At 70.3% G+C, this 17,776-nt stretch carries 16 protein-coding genes and 1 tRNA gene; 5 read left to right on the top strand and 12 right to left on the bottom strand.

What is annotated here, in order from left to right:
* Positions 1-118 precede the first annotated feature (118 nt).
* The gene (gene ligD / locus I7X18_RS27290) at positions 119-1,075 is read right to left on the bottom strand and encodes a non-homologous end-joining DNA ligase (protein ID WP_193045653.1); all 957 of its coding nucleotides are present in this window, start codon (positions 1,073-1,075) and stop codon (positions 119-121) included.
* A gap of 27 nt (positions 1,076-1,102) precedes the next feature.
* Positions 1,103-1,834: a TVP38/TMEM64 family protein gene (locus tag I7X18_RS27285; RefSeq protein WP_193045654.1), complete on the bottom strand. Its 732-nt coding sequence runs from the start codon at positions 1,832-1,834 to the stop codon at positions 1,103-1,105.
* Between the two features lie 48 nt (positions 1,835-1,882).
* Between I7X18_RS27285 and I7X18_RS27280 the strand changes: the two genes are divergently transcribed.
* Positions 1,883-2,548 carry a DUF3159 domain-containing protein gene (locus tag I7X18_RS27280; RefSeq protein ID WP_193045655.1) on the top strand — a complete coding sequence of 222 codons (666 nt, stop codon included), beginning with the start codon at positions 1,883-1,885 and terminating at the stop codon, positions 2,546-2,548.
* A gap of 59 nt (positions 2,549-2,607) precedes the next feature.
* Positions 2,608-3,129: a hypothetical protein gene (locus I7X18_RS27275; protein ID WP_404822791.1), complete on the top strand. Its 522-nt coding sequence runs from the start codon at positions 2,608-2,610 to the stop codon at positions 3,127-3,129.
* A 29-nt stretch (positions 3,130-3,158) separates the two neighbouring features.
* On the opposite strand, the gene I7X18_RS27270 is transcribed toward I7X18_RS27275, so the two are convergent.
* Complete coding sequence (locus tag I7X18_RS27270; protein WP_193045656.1) at positions 3,159-4,187, bottom strand: CobW family GTP-binding protein; 1,029 nt, start codon at positions 4,185-4,187, stop codon at positions 3,159-3,161.
* A gap of 114 nt (positions 4,188-4,301) precedes the next feature.
* Between I7X18_RS27270 and I7X18_RS27265 the strand changes: the two genes are divergently transcribed.
* Positions 4,302-5,012 (top strand): cutinase family protein, encoded by a 711-nt coding sequence (locus I7X18_RS27265; RefSeq protein ID WP_269751284.1) that lies wholly within the window; start codon positions 4,302-4,304, stop codon positions 5,010-5,012.
* 3 nt (positions 5,013-5,015) lie between these two features.
* Here the strand turns inward: I7X18_RS27265 and nrfD are convergent, their stop codons facing one another.
* From nrfD to I7X18_RS27220, 8 genes are all read right to left on the bottom strand, one after another.
* Complete coding sequence (gene nrfD / locus I7X18_RS27260) at positions 5,016-6,050, bottom strand: NrfD/PsrC family molybdoenzyme membrane anchor subunit (RefSeq protein WP_193045657.1); 1,035 nt, start codon at positions 6,048-6,050, stop codon at positions 5,016-5,018.
* 95 nt (positions 6,051-6,145) lie between these two features.
* Positions 6,146-7,069, bottom strand: coding sequence for a 4Fe-4S dicluster domain-containing protein (locus I7X18_RS27255; protein ID WP_193045658.1), 924 nt, complete (start codon positions 7,067-7,069; stop codon positions 6,146-6,148).
* Positions 7,069-10,332 carry a formate dehydrogenase gene (gene fdh / locus I7X18_RS27250; protein ID WP_193045659.1) on the bottom strand — a complete coding sequence of 1,088 codons (3,264 nt, stop codon included), beginning with the start codon at positions 10,330-10,332 and terminating at the stop codon, positions 7,069-7,071. The genes I7X18_RS27255 and fdh overlap by 1 nt, the downstream gene beginning before the upstream one ends.
* Before the next feature lie 56 nt (positions 10,333-10,388).
* The gene (locus I7X18_RS27240) at positions 10,389-11,735 is read right to left on the bottom strand and encodes a permease prefix domain 1-containing protein (RefSeq protein WP_193045913.1); all 1,347 of its coding nucleotides are present in this window, start codon (positions 11,733-11,735) and stop codon (positions 10,389-10,391) included.
* Positions 11,735-12,091 carry a PadR family transcriptional regulator gene (locus tag I7X18_RS27235; protein WP_193045660.1) on the bottom strand — a complete coding sequence of 119 codons (357 nt, stop codon included), beginning with the start codon at positions 12,089-12,091 and terminating at the stop codon, positions 11,735-11,737. Before I7X18_RS27235 ends, I7X18_RS27240 begins: the two co-directional genes overlap by 1 nt.
* Before the next feature lie 35 nt (positions 12,092-12,126).
* The gene (locus I7X18_RS27230; RefSeq protein ID WP_193045661.1) at positions 12,127-13,821 is read right to left on the bottom strand and encodes a selenocysteine-specific translation elongation factor; all 1,695 of its coding nucleotides are present in this window, start codon (positions 13,819-13,821) and stop codon (positions 12,127-12,129) included.
* Positions 13,812-15,089 (bottom strand): L-seryl-tRNA(Sec) selenium transferase, encoded by a 1,278-nt coding sequence (selA, locus tag I7X18_RS27225; RefSeq protein ID WP_193045662.1) that lies wholly within the window; start codon positions 15,087-15,089, stop codon positions 13,812-13,814. Before selA ends, I7X18_RS27230 begins: the two co-directional genes overlap by 10 nt.
* A gap of 59 nt (positions 15,090-15,148) precedes the next feature.
* A tRNA-Sec gene (locus I7X18_RS27220) sits at positions 15,149-15,243 on the bottom strand.
* A 38-nt stretch (positions 15,244-15,281) separates the two neighbouring features.
* Between I7X18_RS27220 and selD the strand changes: the two genes are divergently transcribed.
* Both selD and I7X18_RS27210 read left to right on the top strand, forming a co-directional pair.
* Positions 15,282-16,286, top strand: a complete 1,005-nt coding sequence (gene selD, locus I7X18_RS27215; protein ID WP_193045663.1) for a selenide, water dikinase SelD — start codon at positions 15,282-15,284, stop codon at positions 16,284-16,286.
* 18 nt (positions 16,287-16,304) lie between these two features.
* Entirely contained in the window at positions 16,305-16,694 is a 390-nt protein-coding gene (locus I7X18_RS27210; RefSeq protein WP_193045664.1) for a VOC family protein, read from the top strand.
* Positions 16,695-16,699: 5 nt separating this feature from the next.
* On the opposite strand, the gene I7X18_RS27205 is transcribed toward I7X18_RS27210, so the two are convergent.
* A complete protein-coding gene (locus tag I7X18_RS27205) occupies positions 16,700-17,635 on the bottom strand; it encodes an SDR family oxidoreductase (protein ID WP_193045665.1) in 936 nt (311 codons plus the stop codon).
* Positions 17,636-17,776 lie beyond the last annotated feature (141 nt).

Raw genomic sequence — 17,776 nt, 5'->3', positions numbered from 1 at the left:
CCAGCAGGTCAGAGTTTTGATTCCGCGGTGCCAAATAGTGGTCGAATGGCACCTTTCGTCCATGAAAGCGACGCACGTCACTTCGCGTAGTGGACAGCCGGACTTCGTTGGAGAGTGCTCAGCCATTGTTGCGGCGGGCCCGGGCGCGGCGTTTACCCTCGTGCATCGCGGCCACCCTGGCGACCGGAATGGTGCGGCCGTGTTCGATGAGGTCACTCGGTAACCGCTGCGGAGCCGGCATCGCCTCCGCCCACGGGTCGCGTCCGTCGAGCGCGTCGACTGCGGTGTGCACGGTGAAATCGGCCGGGGTGACCGACGACAACTCGGACCAGTCCACGGGAAACGAGACCGGAGTGCCCGGACGCAGCCGGGGACTGTAGGTCGCGGCGACGGTGGCGCCACCGGCGCGGGTGGAGTCCACGAAGACCTTGCCGTGCCGGTCCTCCACGATGAACGCCGTGGTGGCCAGCGCGGGATCGAGGGCCTCGGCGCGGGCCGCGAGCGCTCTGGTCGCGGCGGCGACGTCCTCGACCGGCGCGCTGTCGTCGACCGGCACGAAGACGTGCAGGCCTTTCGCCCCGCTGGTCTTGACCGCACCGGCCAGCCCGCTGTCGTCCAGCGCCTGCTGCACGAGATACGCCACCTCGACCACCGCGGCGAAATCGGTTTCCGTCGGCGGGTCGAGGTCGAGCACCAGGTGCGTGGGCCGGTAGATGTCGTCGGCCAGACCCAGCGTTGGGTGGTATTCGACCGCGCGCTGATTGGCCAGCCACAGCAGCGTGCGCCGATCGTCACACAGCGGGTAGCGCACCTCGCGGTGGGAACTCTCCGCCCAGATCGCCACCGTCTTCACCCAGTCCGGGGTGTACTTCGGAGCGTTCTTCTGCATGAACGGCGCCTGACCGCGCAACACCCGCAGGACCGTCAGCGGACGTCCGGCCAGCCCCGGCAGGATCCGGTCGGCCACCGCGTCGAGATAGTCGACCAGGTCGCGTTTGGTCGCCCCGGCGTCCGGGCTCAGCGGCTGGTCGAGATTGGTCAGGTCGACTCCGGCGCGGCTCTCCCCGGCGCTCACCCCTCCGACTCTAGGCCCGTCGACCGGTCAGGTTCGTCCGTCGGAGGGTTCGGGCGTGTCCTGGTCCGGGGCTGGCGGCCGGTGACCGCGCCACCGCCGGTAGCCGCGCTGCGCGGCGAAGGCGCCCACGACGGCGGTCGCACACCAGATGCCGATCGCGGTGTAGGCCAACGGTGACGACAGGTCACCGATCGACGCACCCAACGCCGTGTAGACGAAGGCGCGGGGCACCGATCCGATGAACGCGCCGGCCGCCATCTGCCACAACGGAACCCCGAACGCGCCGAACGCGTACGACGCCAGCGCGTCGGAGATGCCCGGGATGAAACGCTGCCCCACCACCGCCCAGAGCCCGCGCCGCGCGATCTGTGCGTCGAGCAGATCGGCCCGTTCGGCGCCCAGCAGCGCACGCGCACTGTCACGCCCGGCCCGCCTTCCGACGAGGCTGGCGACGACCGCGGTGCCGACCGTCGCACCCAGCGTGACGAACGTGCCCAGCACCGGACCGAACAGCAGGCCGCTGCCCCCGGCCAACAGCGGTCCGGGGACGAACACCGCACCGAGCGCCGCCGACACCACGACGTAGGCCAGCGGTGCGACGGGTCCGGTGGCCGCCACGGCGCTGCGCACGCCGTCCACGTCGATCACCCGCTCGACCGCCACCAGATAGAACAGGCCGAACACGAACACCGCGAAGACCGCCAGCCGCACGATGTGGCGCCGCCGGGAAGCCACGGACGGGCCGTCTGGTTCGGTCATCTCGATTGCGATCCTGCCGCAGTGCCACCGCGCAGGTACCCTCGGGCCATGCTCGGCCGGCCCGACGCTTCCGGCGCAGATGCGGCGTCCACGCCGAATCGCGCACCGCCCTTTCAGAACCTGCTCGCCCGCGCCGGCGGGATCCGCGGACTGGTGTCCACCGCGTTGCCCGTCGCGACCTTCGCTCCGACATCGGCGATGTTCGGGCTGGTCCCCGCCATCGTCGCGGCCATCGTCGCGGCGGCCGTGATCCTCGGGTGGCAGCTGCTGCGCGGGGAGTCCACCCGTCCGTCGCTGCTGGGCTTCGCCGCGGTGGCGCTGTGTGCCGGCGTCGCGTGGATCACCGGGAGAACCAAGGACTTCTACCTCCCCGGCATCTGGATGTACCTGGGCCTCGCCGTCGTGTTCACCTTCTCCGTGGTGATCCGCCGGCCCGCCGCCGGCCTGCTGTGGGCATGGTTCACCGGCCGTGACGGCTCCTGGCGCCGCGTGCGCCGGGTGCGCGCGATCTTCGACGGCGTGACCGTGATGATGGCCGCGGTGTCGTGGGCCCGCTTCCTGGTGCAGTACTACCTGTACGACACCGACCGGGAGGGACTGCTGGCGCTCGCACGCCTGGCGATGGGCTGGCCGGTGTTCGTCGTGACGACCACGCTGATCTACCTGGCGATCCGCGCCGCCACCCGGGCCATGCCGCGGGTCTCGGAGACCTAACGAGTGTGTTGTGTCTCGGTGTCGACCCTCGCGCTCACCGGCCGGACATGGTGTTGTGGATGGCGATGCCCACTTCGAGCACGATCCTCCGTTGGTCCGTCGCCGCTGCGGCGGGCACGGCGCTGCTGACGTTCGGCGCGCTGCCTGCCGCCGCCGCACCCGCCTCCGACGCACAGGGATTCATCGACTCCACCGCCCGCTGCGCGACCCCCAGCACCGCTGTGGCGTATGGCAGAACCGACAGCTCGCGGATCGCGGTGTGCCAATCGCCCGACGGGGAGTACCAGTACCGCGGTGTGCGCGTGCGCGACGGTGCCCGGTTGATCACCGCGGCGACGGCCGAGGGTGACGGCGAGTTCGTCGCCGAGAACGACGCCGCCACCTATACCGTGACCGCGGAGGCATTGACCGTCACCATCGGCGACGACGTCATCCGCGAAGAGACGATGCTGGAGTTCCACGGCCCGGCCGCCTCGACCGCCCCCGCGTCCCCGGGTGCCGGACCCGCTCCCGCCACAACGACACCGACAAAGCCGCTCGGACCACCGTTGCCTGCCGAGGTGGGCGGAAGCGAAAGCTAGAACTCGATCCTCAGTCAGACACTCCTCAGTCAGACACTGAGCCGCCGGTAGCGCTGCAGGCGGCGCAGTCCCGCCGTCGGCACCGGCCCGTCGGACGGACGCAGCGCCGCCTCGACGCGCGCACGGACCTCGTCGACGTCGAACCCGGTCCCGATCGCCACCAGGCCGTTGCCGGAACCTGGGGTTCCGGCGGCGACGTGCACGTTGGGGCCGACGACGTTGACGACGTAGCTGCGCGCCCGCTCGCGGTAGCGCACGGCCACCGTGCCCTTGATGCGGTACACCCCGGCCGGCGGGGCTTCGAGCAGGTCGAACAGCGCGCCGGGATCGACGCAGCCGGTGCTGGTCGCCGTCACCGACACCGCGTGCACGTGGTCGTGGTTGTGGTCGTCGTGGTGGGCGTGGTCGTGGGCGTCGTCGAGGAGCAGTTCACGGAAGGACAGTTGACCGACGTCGGAGCCCGGGGCGGCGACGTCGTAGAGCAGCGCCGGATCCACCCGGCCGCCGACCGCGCCGACGATGTGCGCCTCCGGATGACGTTCGCGGACGCGGGCTTCGATGCGCTCGAGGGCGGCGGCACGGTCGGGGATCTGGTCGAGCTTGTTGACGACGACCAGGGACGCCGCTGCGTAACGTGCGGGCGGTGCACCGCCGCGGTCGACGGTGTCGAAGTGCATGGCGGCGTCGATGACGTCGACGACCCCGCCGGGCCGCACCCTGTCCACCCCGCTGAAGCGGATGATCCGCGACACCGCGACGGGGTCGGCCAGACCGCTGGCCTCCACGATGATGGCGTCCAGGCCCAGCTTCGGGTCGGCGAGTTTCTCCAGCGCCGCGTCGAGGCCGCCTTCGTCGGGAAGGCAGCAGATGCATCCGCCGGCGATCGACGCCGGTTCGTCGACCTGCCCGGTGACCAGGGCGGCGTCGACGTTGAGTTCACCGAAGTCGTTGATGACCACACCCACCCGGGCGTCCGGCGCCCGCAACACATGGTTGAGCAGGCTGGTCTTCCCGGCGCCCAGATAGCCGGTCAACGCGATGACCGGGATTGCCGCCACCGGTACTCCTTCCACGGCCGGAGTGACAGTGCTCGCAGGAGTCTAAGCGTCGCCGTTGACGGTGGTACTAGCATCGGTTCCCGGGTCGGGTGGTGACGCGATAGTGGGGGTGGGATGAACGTCATCGCGACGTGGAGGGCTGTGCGCCGAGCGGGTCGGGCGACCGGCGTAGGGCTGGCGTTGACCTGGGCGGGAGTGCTCGGGGGGTCGGTGCCGGTGGCGTCGGCGCAGCCGTGTCCGGACGTCGAGGTGATCTTCGCGCGCGGTACCGCCGAGGCGCCGGGGGTCGGCGGCACCGGGCAGGCCTTCGTGGACTCGCTGCGCTCACAGATCGGCTGGCGGACCCTGGGCGTGTACGGGGTCAACTACCCGGCGAGCCAGGACTTCGCCAGCCCGGATTTCCCGAGGACCGTCGTCGACGGCATCCGGGATGCGTCCAACCGGGTCCAGGTGATGTCGGTGATCTGTCCCAACACCCGGCTGGTGCTCGCGGGCTTCTCCCAGGGGGCGGTGGTTTCCGGATACGTGACCGCCGACGCGGTGCCCCAAGGCGTGACGCCGGCCCCGCTGCCCCCGCCGCTCGCACCGGACGTCGCTGACAACGTCGCGGCGGTGGTGCTGCTGGGCAAGCCGTCGGGTCCTTTCCTGCAGAAGTACGCGATGCCGCCCGCGGTGAGCGGACCGATGTTCGCGCCGCGAACCATCGAACTGTGCGCGGCGGGTGACCCGGTCTGCGGGCCGGGCGGCAACACCGGGGCGCACGGGTCGTATCCGTTCAACGGCATGGTCAGCCAGGGAGCGGGTTTCGCCGCCACCCGGCTGTGAGGGTCAGCGGGTCCGCGACAGCGTGCGCGCCGCGGCCGTGCGTGCTCGCCGCACCGTCGCGGTGAGCCGGGGAAACTGCGTACCGGGTGCGTCTCCGCGCGCCGGGTCACCGGCGGTGAGCCGCTCACGTTGCGGCACGACAACGTATTTGGGGTCCTTCGTCGACTCGACGCCCGCTTCGAAGACACCGAACCGTTGCAGCGCGCTGCCGGCGAGCAGCGCCGCGCCCGACAGCGCGACCACTGCCCGGTGGCGGCCCACGACCGCCCCGGCCGCACCGCCGACGGTCAGAATCTCCGACCACTTCCGCAGCCGGTGCGCCTTGCCGGTGGTGTACGCCTGACCGACGAATCCGAGCCGGTGTTCCATCGTCCGCGACGCCGCCACCTCCAGTGCCGCACCCGCGACCGCCATCCGTCGCGCAGGCCCCGACTCGGTGAACGGCGCCAGCATCATGCCGAGCCCGCCGCCGCTGGCCGCCGCCGAACCGGTGAACACGAACGGTAGATACGGATGTGCCTCGTGCCACGCCGGAACCGCGGTGTGTGACAACAGGACTGCGGTATAGGACGCCACCCCCGGCGCCACCGCCGCGGCTTCCAGGCCAGCGGGCCGTGCCGCCCACACGGCCAACCGCCCCATCCGGGTCCGTCGCCACCGCCCGGGTATCAGCTCCGCCACCGCGGCCAGGCCCGCACCGGGTCCGTAGGCGCCGAGGATCCATGTGCCCATGCTCATCGGCGAACTCGGTTTGGCCACCCGCAGCATGTGGTGGAACCGCTCGGGACGGCCCAGGTCACCGATCAGGAAGTACATACTCGCCACCAGCCCCGCGAGCGACCCGATTCGCGAGACCCTCCGCAGCCCGGGTCTGCCGGTCAGGTCCGCACCTGCGGCCAGCATCGCCGAGCCGGCCGACAGCCCACCGGAGAACAGGTACGCCGCGATCATCCAGTTCCACACCGGCGTCTTGAGGATCTGACGTCCGTAGTAGGACTGGAACTCGGCCTTCGGCACGGCCAGCTGTTCGCGTGGCATCAACTCTGCCTTCTGCTCTTCGCGCGAGCGCTCACTGGTGCCTTCTGCTCTTCGCGCGAGCGCTCATCGCTGCCTTCTGCTCTTCGCGCGAGCGCTCATCGCTGTCCCAGAAAGGCCGACACCGCCACGCCGACCAACGCCGACGCCGCCATCCCCGCGTACCGCCACATCGCACCGGCATCCCGTGTCGGCACCACCGGATCCGGCGGTAGGCCATACACTTCCGGCTCGTCGAGCAGCAGGAAGAACGCGCCGTCGCCGCCCACACCGTCGTTCGGGTCGTGGCCGTATAGCCGCGCCTCGGTCGCCCCGCGCTCGTGCAACTGCTCCACCCGCAGCGCCGCCCGCTCGCGCAGTTCGTCCAGCGGGCCGAACTGGATCGAATCCGTCGGGCAGGCCTTTGCGCACGCCGGCTCCAGCCCGTCGTGCAACCGGTCGTAACACAGCGTGCACTTCCAGGCCCGGCCGTCGCCCTCGCGCCGCTCGATGACGCCATAGGGGCAGCCCGATACGCAGTAGCCGCATCCGTTGCAGATGTCTTGCTGCACAACGACTGTCGAAAACTCCGTGCGGAACAGCGCCCCGGTCGGGCACACGTCGAGGCAGCCGGCGTGGGTGCAGTGTTTGCAGACGTCGGAGGCCATCAGCCACCGGAAGTCGGGCCGCTGACCGACCATGTCGATCCCCGCGCCGCTGACGTCGGGCATACCGAGGTCGACTGGTTCCCGTTCCGGTGCCGGTTGCTCGATGAACGCCACGTGCCGCCACGAGTTCGCACCCAGGTTCCCGGTGTTGTCGAACGACATGCCCAGCAGGTTGAAGCCGTCGTCGGGCACCTCGTTCCACTCTTTGCACGCGACCTCGCAGGCCTTGCAGCCGATACACACCGAGGTGTCGGTGAAGAAACCGACCCGCTGCGGATGCTCGGAGTACCCGGCATTGCCGGCGGGGTCCTCCAGCGGACCGTAGAAGCTGTTGTCGGCTGGATCGACGCGCGATCCGCTTCGCTTCTCGCTCATCACGTTTCCTCAGTGTGGTCGGTCGACGTCTTCGTCGTGTCGAGGTCGGTACCGGTCTCGATCGTGATGCCCGCCCGCTGCCGGTACATCGCGATGTACTCGAGCAGTTTGGGCCCGCGGGGACGCCGGCCGGGCCGGATGTCACACGTCGCGACCTTGCTCTCCTGGATGAACACGTTCGGGTCGGCGACGACACCGAGCAGGTCGTTGACCACGTCACCGTCGGTCAACCCGGCGTTCCCCCAGTGGTACGGCATCCAGATCTGGTGCACCACACGGTCGTCGATGCGAAGCGGCCGCATCCGGTCGGTGACGAACACCCGGGCGTCCACCGCGGCGCGGCTCGTGACCACGTGCGCCCACTCCATGTGTGTCAACCCGCGCTCGGCCGCCAACTGCGGAGACACCTCCACGAACAGGCCGGGCTGCAGCTCCGCCAGGTAGGGGAGCTGTCTGCTCATCCCGCCGGCCGTGTGGTGCTCGGTCAGCCGGGCCGCGGTGAACACGAACGGGAACACCTCACCGTGCAACTCGGGCGGCGACGGGTTCGACGGATTATCCGCCCGCCCATACACTTTGCGCGCCGGATTGCCCTGCTGGGCGTAGAGAGGGTTGCGCACCGGCGACTCGTGCGGTTCGTAATGGGTCGGCAGCGGACCGTCCACCACGCCGTTCGTCGCGAACAGCCACCCCTTACCGTCGGCCTGCATGATGAACGGGTCGTCGCCATGCAGCGCCTCGACGCCCACCGCCTCGGGCGAAGGCCGGTAGTCCGGCGGCTTGTTCTTCTCGAAGTCCGGGATGTCGTAGCCGGTCCACTCTTGGTTGTCGGGGTCCCACCAGACGAGCTTCTTGCGCTCACTCCACGGCCGGCCCTGCGGATCCGCGGACGCCCGGTTGTACAGGACACGGCGGTTCATCGGCCACGTCCAGCCCCACTCGTTGTCGTGGGGCCCCTGTTCGGTGTGCGGTGTGCGGCGCGCGGCCTGGTTGACCTCGTCGGCGTAGACGCCGCTGTAGATCCAGCATCCGCACATGGTGGTGCCGTCGGCCTTGAGCGCCGTGTAGTTGTCCACCGCGCGCCCGGTCGTCAGGTCGACGCCGTTGATCCGTCGCAGCACGTCCGCACCCGAGGGCTCGTCACCGTCCATCGCGTAGTCCCAGGACAATTCGAGCAGCGGGCGGTCCCGCTCGTCGGTGGAACCGGCCAGCTTCTCCCGCAGGATTCGCCCGAGGTGGTAGAAGAACCACAGCTCCGAACGCGCGTCACCCGGCGGTTCGACAGCCTTCTCACGCCACTGCAGCATCCGCTGGGTCTGGGTGAACGTGCCCGCCTTCTCCACGTGCGAGGCGGCCGGGAAGAGGAACACCTCCGTGCGGCAGGTCTCCGGCGTGATCTCGCCGGTCTCGATCTCGGGCCCGTTCTTCCAGAACGTCGCGCTCTCGATCTCGACGAGATCGCGCACCACCAGCCAGTCCAGGTTCGCCATGCCGAGGCGTTGCAGCCGGCCGTGCGCCGACCCGACCGCCGGGTTCTGGCCGAGCAGGAAGTAGCCGAACACCTTGCCGTCGACCATGTCCATCACCGTGCGGTAGGTGCCGTGGTCGCCGTTGATGCGCGGCAGGTAGTCGAAGCAGAAGTCGTTGTCGGCTCCTGCGTGCTCACCCCAGTACTCCTTGAGCAGCGACACCATGTACGTATCGGCGTTGTACCAGAAGCCTTTCTGGTTGCGGCTCTTGATGTCGTCGAGGTAGTCGGCCAGCGTCTCGTGGCCCGCCCTCGGCATGGCGAGGTAACCGGGCAGCAGGTTGAACAGCGTCGGGACGTCGGTGGAGCCCTGGATGCTGGCGTGGCCACGCAGCGCGAAGACACCGCCACCGGGGCGGCCGATGTTGCCGAGCAGCAACTGGATGATCGCGCCGGCGCGGATGAACTGCGCGCCCAGCGTGTGCTGCGTCCAGCCGACGCTGTACACCAGCGCCGCGGTCCGCTCGCGGCCGGAATTCTCCGCCCACTTGCGGGCCACCTCGAGGAACTGCTCGGCCGGCACACCGCACACCCGCTCGACCATCTCCGGGGTGTATCGGGCGTAGTGCCGCTTGAGGATCTGGTAGACGCAGCGCGGATGCTGCAGCGTCGGATCGTTCGGGATCTCGCCGGCGCCGCCCTCGATCGGTGGGCCGCCCGACCCGGACTGGTAGGCCGCGCTCTCCTCCTTGGCCGCCGCGCCGCCGCTCTCCTGATCCGTGCCTTCGTACTGCCATGTCGACGGGTCGTATGAGGCGGTGGCGTCGTCGTAGCCGCTGAACAGGCCGTCGAGATCCTCTGCGTCACTGAACCGTTCGTCGATCAGGAACGACGCGTTGGTGTATGCGGTGACGTACTCACGGAAGTCGAGGCCGTTGGACAGGATGTAGTTGATCACCCCACCGAGGAATGCGATGTCGCTACCGGCGCGCAGCGATACATGCCGGTCGGCCAGCGCGCTGGTGCGGGTGAACCGCGGGTCGATGTGCACCACCTCGGTGCCGCGAGCCTTGGCCTCCACCACCCACTGGAATCCGACCGGATGTGCCTCGGCCATGTTGGACCCCATGATGACGATGAAGTCAGAGTTGACGAGATCCTGCTGGTAGTCCGTCGCCCCGCCGCGACCGAAGGAGGCCCCCAGACCGGGAACCGTGGCGCTGTGTCAAATACGCGCCTGGTTCTCGATCTGTAACGCCCCCAGCGCGGTGAAGAGCTTCTTGATCAGGTAGTTCTCTTCGTTGTCCAGGGTGGCGCCGCCCAGGCTGGCCACGCCCATGGTGCGGCGCAGCGTGTTGCGGTCGGCGTCGAACTGCTGCCAGCCCTTCTCACGCGCGTCGAGGAGGCGGTCGGCGACCATGTCCATCGCGGTGTCCAGGTCGAGGTCCTGCCACTCGGTCGCGTACGGCGGCCGGTACTTGATCTTGGTCAGCCGCTGTGGGCCGGTGACCAGCTGCTTGCTCGCAGAGCCTTTGGGGCACAGCCGGCCCCGTGAGATCGGGCTGTCCGGGTTGCCTTCGATCTGGACGACCTTCTCGTCCTTGACGTACACCTTCTGCGCACAGCCGACCGCGCAGAACGGGCAGACGGAGTGGGCGACGTGGTCGGCCTCGGCGGTGCGGGGCGTCAGGGTCAGGGAGCGCTTGGACTGCGCGGCCTTACCGCGGCCCAGCGCGTCGTCGCCGGTGAGCTGCCGGTACACCGGCCACGACTCGATCAGTTTCCTGAAGTCCACACCGTCCTCCTCGGTCCGCTGGCGACTACCCGGCGCAGTACCGATCCAACCACGCGCTAGGCGAAGTCGAACATCGGCGGTATGACGACCACCACCACCGCCGCCCACAGCCCGTAGACGGGGAAGTAGCGGGTCTGCCAATGCTCGGTGGCGCTGAACCCGGTGCGCCGGCGGAGAAATCCGACGGTCAGCCACGCCGACCACGCCAGATTGACCAGGAGGACCAGGTTCAGTCCGAGCGCGGTCACCTTGTTCGGGGTCACGCCGAACTCCCTGATCCTGGTCAGCATGGCGACCAGCATCAGCAGATCGACCGCGAGCGCGCTGACGACGAGCACGAGTTGGAGGCGGTCGAACAGGTCGGGCGGCAGGTCCGGGCCGCGGGCCGAGATCGCGTACAGAACCAGTCCCAGCACCAGGACCAGGATGAGGTCCATCAGGATCAGCAGGTTCCGGTCGACGCCCACCACGGTGCCGGCCGTCGCGAACGCCGCGAGCAATACCAGCAGCATGAGGATCGTCAGCGGGGTGAACACCCGGGTGAGGACGGGCGCGATGTTCTCGACCACGTTCTGTTTCGCCTCCACCAGCCACGCGGCGACCACCACCGCGCCCGCCACGCCGAACGGCAGCACCCAGTCCTCGATCACCCACTCGGCGTCCATCCCCAGCGCGTCGAAGGCGCTGATCGTCAATCCGACGAGTACACCGCCACCGAGGCCCAACAGGGCGAGGTAGACCACCCATTCACCGGTGAACCGGATGAAATCCATGCGGCGACGATCGTTTCGCCACTGCCCTCCGACGTAGGCCAGACCGACCACGAACCACAACACGATGGGGGTGTGGATGGCGGCGATCACCGCGGTCGAGCCCTCCGGGCGGAAGGGGTATCCGTTCAGCAGGGCCGCCGCCAGGACGTACGGCACCAGCAGCGCCGTGGCGGCACGCGGCGACATCCGGCGCTTCCAGGCGAAGTACGCGGTGAGGAAGGGAAGCACGAACAACGCAGCGTTGCGCGCGAAGGTGTGCTCACCCAGCAGAGCCGATCCGGTCTTGACCGCGAGCGCCGCGGCGACGGCCAGTGCGAGGACGACGAGCAGTTCACGTCGGGGTGGTGTGCCGGCCGCGTCCGGCGCGGCGGGCGGGAGGACCAGCTGCTTCCAGAGCCGATCGGAGTGTTCCCGGGCGAACTCGCGCGAGATGCCACCCATGTTGCCCATGCGTTTGACCGCGATGAGGAAAGCCTCGTCACCCGTGAGTCCCGCCGCGGAGAGGTCCGAGATCTGGCTGCGCAGATGGTCTTCCATCTCGTCGGCGTCGGCCGCCGAAATCGCGTGATGGCGTTCGACGTAGCCGCGCCACTGGGCGATCTGCGATTCCAGTGCGGCGTCGACGTCCATCACGACCACCCCTCGGCGACGGTCGGCTGGGCGTCGCGCCACACCTGGTTCAACGCGTCCGCCACCACGTTCCATTGACTGTGCCGCTCTGCCAACATGTGTCGGCCGGCATCGGTGATCGCATAGTGCTTGCGCCGCCGGCCGGTGTCGGACACCCCCCATGAGGCCGTCACGTATCCGAGCCGCTCGAGCCGGTGCAGCAGCGGGTACAGCATGCCGTCGGTCCACTGCATCCGTCCGCCGGACAGGTCGTGGACGCGCTTGATGATCGCGTAGCCGTAGGACTCGCCCTCGGTGAGGATGCCGAGGACAAGGGGGGTCGCGGTGGCCGCCACCAAGTCCTTGTCGATATACATAGCGGCTCTACCCTAGCAGCTCTAGGTATAGGGGGTCACGGGTTCAGCGTGCGTGTTCCGTCGGCTTCCCGGCGGGTGATCCGCTGCGCGTCGAGCGCTTCGAGTAGGGGCACCGCGACGCGGCGGGTGGTGTCCAGGGCGCGTTTGGCCTCGGCCACCGTGAACGGCTGGGGCAGCGCCCGCAGGATCTCGGCGGCCCGCCCCAGCGCGTCCGGACCGAGCACGACGCCGTCGGCGATGCGTAACAGCCGCCCGGCGCGCACCGCCGCGGCCAGCTCCGGCGGGCCCAGCTTCAGGTCGGCGAGCGAGTCGGCATCGGGGGCGCGGAACGGTTCTGCGGCCAACCACTTCTCGACGGTCCGCACCGCCTCGTCGACCCGCGGCGGCAGGGCGTGGCCGGGCGGGCGGACGCGGCCGTCGGCCATCTCGAGCGGGGTGTCGGCCAGAAGGGGTGCGACGAGCTCGATGACGGGCAGCCCGATCTCCCGGCGCAGCGCCTCCAACGGCATCCCGGCGGCCACGTCGTGTTGGGCCGCCCACTGCTGCGCAGCCGCCACCGCCTGTGCGCGCCGTTGGTCCCACCAGGTCCGGTCGACCACCCAGTCCCCGACGCGTTGCCCCTCCAGAGGCATTCCCATCGCGCGCAGGTCCGACGCGCGGGCGTACACGGGCGGACGTGTCCGGCCCGCGGCCAACTCGGCGGCCCGTTCCCGCGCCGCGCCCCGGCGCCGCAGCGGCGGCGGCCGCACGTCGAGCACCTCGACACCGGCGGCGATGCGATGCTGCCCCGGATCACGCAGCAGCCCGACGTCCCCGACGCGCAGCGGCAGGGGGCGCGCCAACCGCAGGCGTGCCGCGGTTCCCATGGGGCGGACGTGCACCGGCACCGCGGCTGACCCGATGTGCAGCACGAGTTCGCGGTGCAGTTCGTCGGCGGAGCGCAGGGCGACATCGATCTCGCTGGTGTCGAGCCATGCGCCGGGGGTGCGCAGCGTGTCCCCGCGCCCGATGTCGTGGCGGTCCACGCCGCGCAGGTTCACGGCCACTCGCGCCACCGGGCCCACCTCGGTGCGGTCCCGGCCGAGCGACTGCAGGCCGCGCACGGTGACGTGCCGTCCGGCGTGTTCGAGGTCGTCGCCCACGCGCAGTGTCCCCGCGGCGAGCGTCCCGGTGACGACGGTGCCTGCCCCGCGCACGGTGAACGAACGGTCCACCCAGAGCCGGACGTCAGCGCCGGGGTCGGGTGCGGGCAGCCGGTCGACGAGGTTCGCGAGCCCCGCCCGCACCGCGTCCAGATCGGTGCTCAGCGCCACCGGCGGGGCGGCCATGGCGGTGTCCGCGAACGCGTTCACGGCCTGTCCGATCGCCGGGCCCGGATCGGTGAGATCGGCCTTGGTGATCACCAGCAGGGCATGCTCCACGCCGAGCGCGTCGAGGGCGGCCAGATGCTCCTGCGACTGCGGCATCCACCCCTCGGTCGCGGCCACGATGAACATCACGGCCGGCACCGGGCCCACCCCCGCCAGCATGTTCGCAACGAATCGCTCGTGTCCGGGCACGTCGACGAATGCCAGCTCGCGACCATCGATGTCGGCCCACGCGAAGCCGAGATCGATGGTCAGGCCGCGCCGCTGTTCTTCGGCGAGACGGTCCGGCCACATCCCGGTGAGCCGGTGCACCAGTGTTGACTTGCCGTGGTCGACGTGTCCGGCGGTGGCGACTACATACATGCCATGACCGCCGCCAGCAGCTGCCCATCCTCCTCGGGCGCGACGGTGCGCAGGTCGAGGACGCAGCGGCCAACATCGATGCGACCTACCACCGGCGGAGTCCCCGTGCGCAGGGCCGCCGCGAAGGATTCCGGCAGGCTGACGCCGGCACTGGGCAGGGCGACCTCGGGGGCCCCGCCCCCGCCGACCGCGGCCACACAGTCGACGGCGTCCGCACCGGGAATCTGCGCGGCCAGCCGCTCCGCGCGCTCGCGCAGGTCGGCGACGTCCGCGGTCAGCGCCTGGTGCACCGGCGTCGGCGGACCCACCAGCGTCGCCTCGAGGGCGGCCAGCGTCAGCTTGTCCACCCGCAGTGCGCGCGCGGCCGGGTGCCTGCGGAGCTGTTCGATCAGCTCGGCGGCGCCGAACAGCAGCCCCGCCTGCGGGCCGCCGAGGAGTTTGTCGCCGCTGGCGGTGACGAGGTCGGCGCCGCTGCGCAGCGCCGTCGTGGCGTCCGGCTCGTCGGGCAGCACCGGGTGCGGGGTCAGCAGTCCGGAACCTATGTCGACCACCAGGGGTGCGTCGAGCGGTGCGAGCTCGGCGATGCCGACCCCTTTGGTGAAGCCGGAGACGTAGTAGTTCGACGGATGCACCTTGAGGATGAAGCCGGTGTCCGGGCCGATCGCGTCGGCGTAGTCGCGCAGATGGGTGCGGTTGGTGGTGCCGACCTCGCGGATGCGTGCCCCGGTCGACTCGAGCAGTTCGGGGATGCGGAAACCGTCGCCGATCTCGATGAGTTCACCACGGCTGACGACGATCTCGCGCCCACCCGCCAGCGTCATCGCCACCAACAGCAGGGCGGCCGCGTTGTTGTTGACCACGTGGACACCGCCGGCGGTGGGGACCGCGTGGGCGAGCGCGGCGAGTGCACCGCGGCCGCGGCGGGCGCGCCGGCCGGTCGCGAGGTCGAACTCCACGTCGGTGGCGCCGCTGGCGGTGACCACCGCGTCGACGGCGGTGCGCGACAGGGGAGCGCGACCGAGGTTGGTGTGGACGACGACCCCGGTCGCGTTGATCACCGGACGCAGGCTCACCGCCGCGGCCGGCAGCGCGGCGACGGCGTCGTCGGCGACCTGTTCGGGTGCGATGTCACCGGACCGCGCCCGTTGCTGCGCGGCCGCGATCACCGACTTCACCAACGTGCGGCCCAGTGTGCGTTCCGCCTGGGCCAGCCGGGGGTCGGCGAGGAGTGCGTCGGTGCGGGGCACCCGCCGGCGCGGGTCAGTCATGATTTCGGCGTGCGCGGTCGCGCCCAGCGCGACCCAGCACGCCGAAGTCGCAGAGAGTATGGCGGAGGCGGACGGGAATCGAACCCGCCAACGGCAGATCCTGCCGTTCGACGATTTTGAAGATCGCGCCGGTCACCAGACCGGATACGCCTCCCTGGACCATGGCCCCATCATCGCAGGCACGATGGTGCCATGACGTTGCGATCCTCCTACCGTTTGACGCAGTTCGCCCACGGCGGCGGCTGTGCGTGCAAGATCCCGCCGGGCGAGCTGGAGGACGTGGTCCGCGGACTGGCCGCGGCGCATCCGCAGGATCCGGTGGGGGAGCTGCTGGTGGGTCTGGACCACGGTGACGACGCCGCCGCCGTCCGGATCGCGGGGGACGTCGCGTTGATCGCGACGACGGACTTCTTCACCCCGGTCGTCGACGACGCCTACGACTGGGGCCGCATCGCGGCGACGAACGCACTGTCGGACGTGTACGCGATGGGCGGCCGGCCGGTGGTGGCCGTCAACCTGCTGGGCTGGCCGCGTGACGTGCTGCCCTTCGAACTGGCCGCCGAGACGCTGCGCGGCGGGCTCGACGTGTGCAACGCCGCGGGTTGTCATCTCGCCGGTGGGCACAGCGTCGACGATCCCGAGCCGAAATACGGTCTGGCGGTAACGGGTATCGCCGATCCGAACCGGCTGCTGCGCAACGACGCCGGCAAACCGGGTCTCCCGCTGTCGTTGACGAAGCCGCTGGGCATCGGTGTGCTCAACAGCAGGCACAAGGCGACCGGTGAACGCTTCGAGGAGGCGATCGCGGTGATGACGACGCTCAACGCGCAGGCAGCGGTCGCCGCGCTCGAGGCAGGCGCCGAATGCGCCACGGACGTCACGGGATTCGGCCTACTCGGTCACCTGTACAAACTCGTGAGGGCCAGCGGTGTCACCGCGGTGATCGATGCGGCTGCCGTGCCCTACATCGCCGGTGCGCGCGAGGCGCTGGCCGCGGGTTACGTCAGCGGCGGCACCCGGCGCAACCTCGACTGGGTGGCACCGCACGCCGATCTGTCGGCGGTCGGCGAGGACGAGGCGCTGCTGCTGGCCGACACCCAGACCTCCGGGGGCCTGTTGATCGCGGGTGAGATCCCCGGCGCACCGGTGATCGGCGAGCTGGTGCCCCGCGGTGAACACACGATCGTCGTACGCTGAGGTTCTAGGCTCGACGGTATGTCTTCTCCCGAAGGTCCCGTCGGCAGTCTGGCGTCGATCTCCATCGACTGCCCCGACCCCGACAGTCTCGCGCCGTTCTACCGTGACCTGCTCGGCCTCGAGGAAGTGTTCGCCACGCCCGACCGCGGGCTCATCGCCCTGTCGGGTGCGGGCCCGATGGTGACGCTGATGCGCGTCAACACGTATGTGGCGCCGTCGTGGCCGGACGGACCGCAACACAAGCAGATGCATCTCGACGTCGCGGTGGACGACCTCGACACGGCGGTGGTGGCGGCGGTGGCGCTGGGAGCGACGGAGGCCGGGTTCCAGCCCGCCGGACAGGCGTGGCGGGTGCTCCTCGACCCGGTCGGCCATCCCTTCTGCCTGAGCACCGTGCGGCCGGACTGAGCGGGCTACGGATTCGGTTTCGTCGCAGCGGATTCGGCGCCCTGGATCGCCTCGTTGACGCGGGGATTGTGGATCAGCACGTCGTCCATCACGGCGGTGGTGAGGGTCCGCGCGACCAGCAGCGGACCGACCCATGCCGGCGCGGTGACCTGCGCGGCGCGCCGCTCGACACCGGACAGCACGGCGGCGGCCGCCGATTCGACGCTCATCGGCCTGGTGATGAAACCCGGTGCCGCCGAACGGATCGCCGCCGCGTGCTGGTCGTCGAAGGCGTCGCTGGTGAGATCGGTGTCGATGAAGCCGAGATGGGCGATCCCCGCGGTGACACCGTGTTGGGCGAGTTCCACTCGCAGCGTGCGCGAAAGTTGTTCCACCCCGGCCTTGCTGACCGCGTACGGGGCAGCGAGCACACCGTTGAAGAACGCGTAGATCGAGCCGACGAGCGCGATGTGGCCGCGGCGCTCGATGACCGCGGGCAGGGCGGCGCGCACGGTGCGCCACTGGCCGAGCAGGTCCACTTCGATGGCGCGTTCGAACTCGTCGGGGGCGATGGTGGCCACGGTTTCCGACGGCGGGGCGATCCCGGCGTTGGCGACCACGACGTCGATCCCCCCGAAGGCGGCGACCGCGCCGTCGGCGGCGCGCCGCAGCGCGGCGGCGTCCGTGACGTCCGCCTCGAAGGCGGCCGCCCCGTCGCCCAGTTCGGCGGCGAGGTCCTCGAGCGGCCCGAGGCTGCGGCCCACCAACGCCACCCGGGCACCGCGCGCATGCGCCTGGCGGGAGATCTCGGCGCCGAGCCCGCGGGCCGCGCCGGTGACGAACACGACGCGACCGTCGAGGTCGAGCTGCGGCGGCGCGCCGAACCGGCTGCCGACCACGGGGATTCCGCGGGCCAGCCGCATGGCGGTCCGGCCGGCCAACCGCACGGCATCGTCGATCATCGGCTGCTCCCTCCGGTCGGTGACGGTTTCCAGAGGTACCCCTGGGTGGGTCCCACTAACCGTGTAGGGCGATTCCCCTCCGACGGAGCGCCCGGCCGCGTACGGTCGACCGCGATGAGCACACGACTCGGCCGGTCGGTG

Source organism: Mycolicibacterium baixiangningiae (assembly GCF_016313185.1).
Taxonomy (GTDB): domain Bacteria; phylum Actinomycetota; class Actinomycetes; order Mycobacteriales; family Mycobacteriaceae; genus Mycobacterium; species Mycobacterium baixiangningiae.
This window is presented reverse-complemented; position numbering and strand designations above follow the sequence as displayed.

Excerpts from the sequence above, each read along its gene's own strand:
- I7X18_RS27285 (WP_193045654.1), bottom strand. The coding sequence starts at position 1,834 with ATGACCGAACCAGACGGCCCGTCCGTGGCTTCCCGGCGGCGCCACATC.
- I7X18_RS27280 (WP_193045655.1), top strand. The coding sequence starts at position 1,883 with ATGCTCGGCCGGCCCGACGCTTCCGGCGCAGATGCGGCGTCCACGCCG.
- I7X18_RS27275 (WP_404822791.1), top strand. The coding sequence starts at position 2,608 with ATGGCGATGCCCACTTCGAGCACGATCCTCCGTTGGTCCGTCGCCGCT.
- I7X18_RS27265 (WP_269751284.1), top strand. The coding sequence starts at position 4,302 with ATGAACGTCATCGCGACGTGGAGGGCTGTGCGCCGAGCGGGTCGGGCG.
- nrfD (WP_193045657.1), bottom strand. The coding sequence starts at position 6,050 with ATGCCACGCGAACAGCTGGCCGTGCCGAAGGCCGAGTTCCAGTCCTAC.
- I7X18_RS27255 (WP_193045658.1), bottom strand. The coding sequence starts at position 7,069 with ATGAGCGAGAAGCGAAGCGGATCGCGCGTCGATCCAGCCGACAACAGC.
- I7X18_RS27240 (WP_193045913.1), bottom strand. The coding sequence starts at position 11,735 with ATGGACGTCGACGCCGCACTGGAATCGCAGATCGCCCAGTGGCGCGGC.
- I7X18_RS27235 (WP_193045660.1), bottom strand. The coding sequence starts at position 12,091 with ATGTATATCGACAAGGACTTGGTGGCGGCCACCGCGACCCCCCTTGTC.
- I7X18_RS27230 (WP_193045661.1), bottom strand. The coding sequence starts at position 13,821 with ATGTATGTAGTCGCCACCGCCGGACACGTCGACCACGGCAAGTCAACA.
- selA (WP_193045662.1), bottom strand. The coding sequence starts at position 15,089 with ATGACTGACCCGCGCCGGCGGGTGCCCCGCACCGACGCACTCCTCGCC.
- selD (WP_193045663.1), top strand. The coding sequence starts at position 15,282 with ATGACGTTGCGATCCTCCTACCGTTTGACGCAGTTCGCCCACGGCGGC.
- I7X18_RS27210 (WP_193045664.1), top strand. The coding sequence starts at position 16,305 with ATGTCTTCTCCCGAAGGTCCCGTCGGCAGTCTGGCGTCGATCTCCATC.
- I7X18_RS27205 (WP_193045665.1), bottom strand. The coding sequence starts at position 17,635 with ATGATCGACGATGCCGTGCGGTTGGCCGGCCGGACCGCCATGCGGCTG.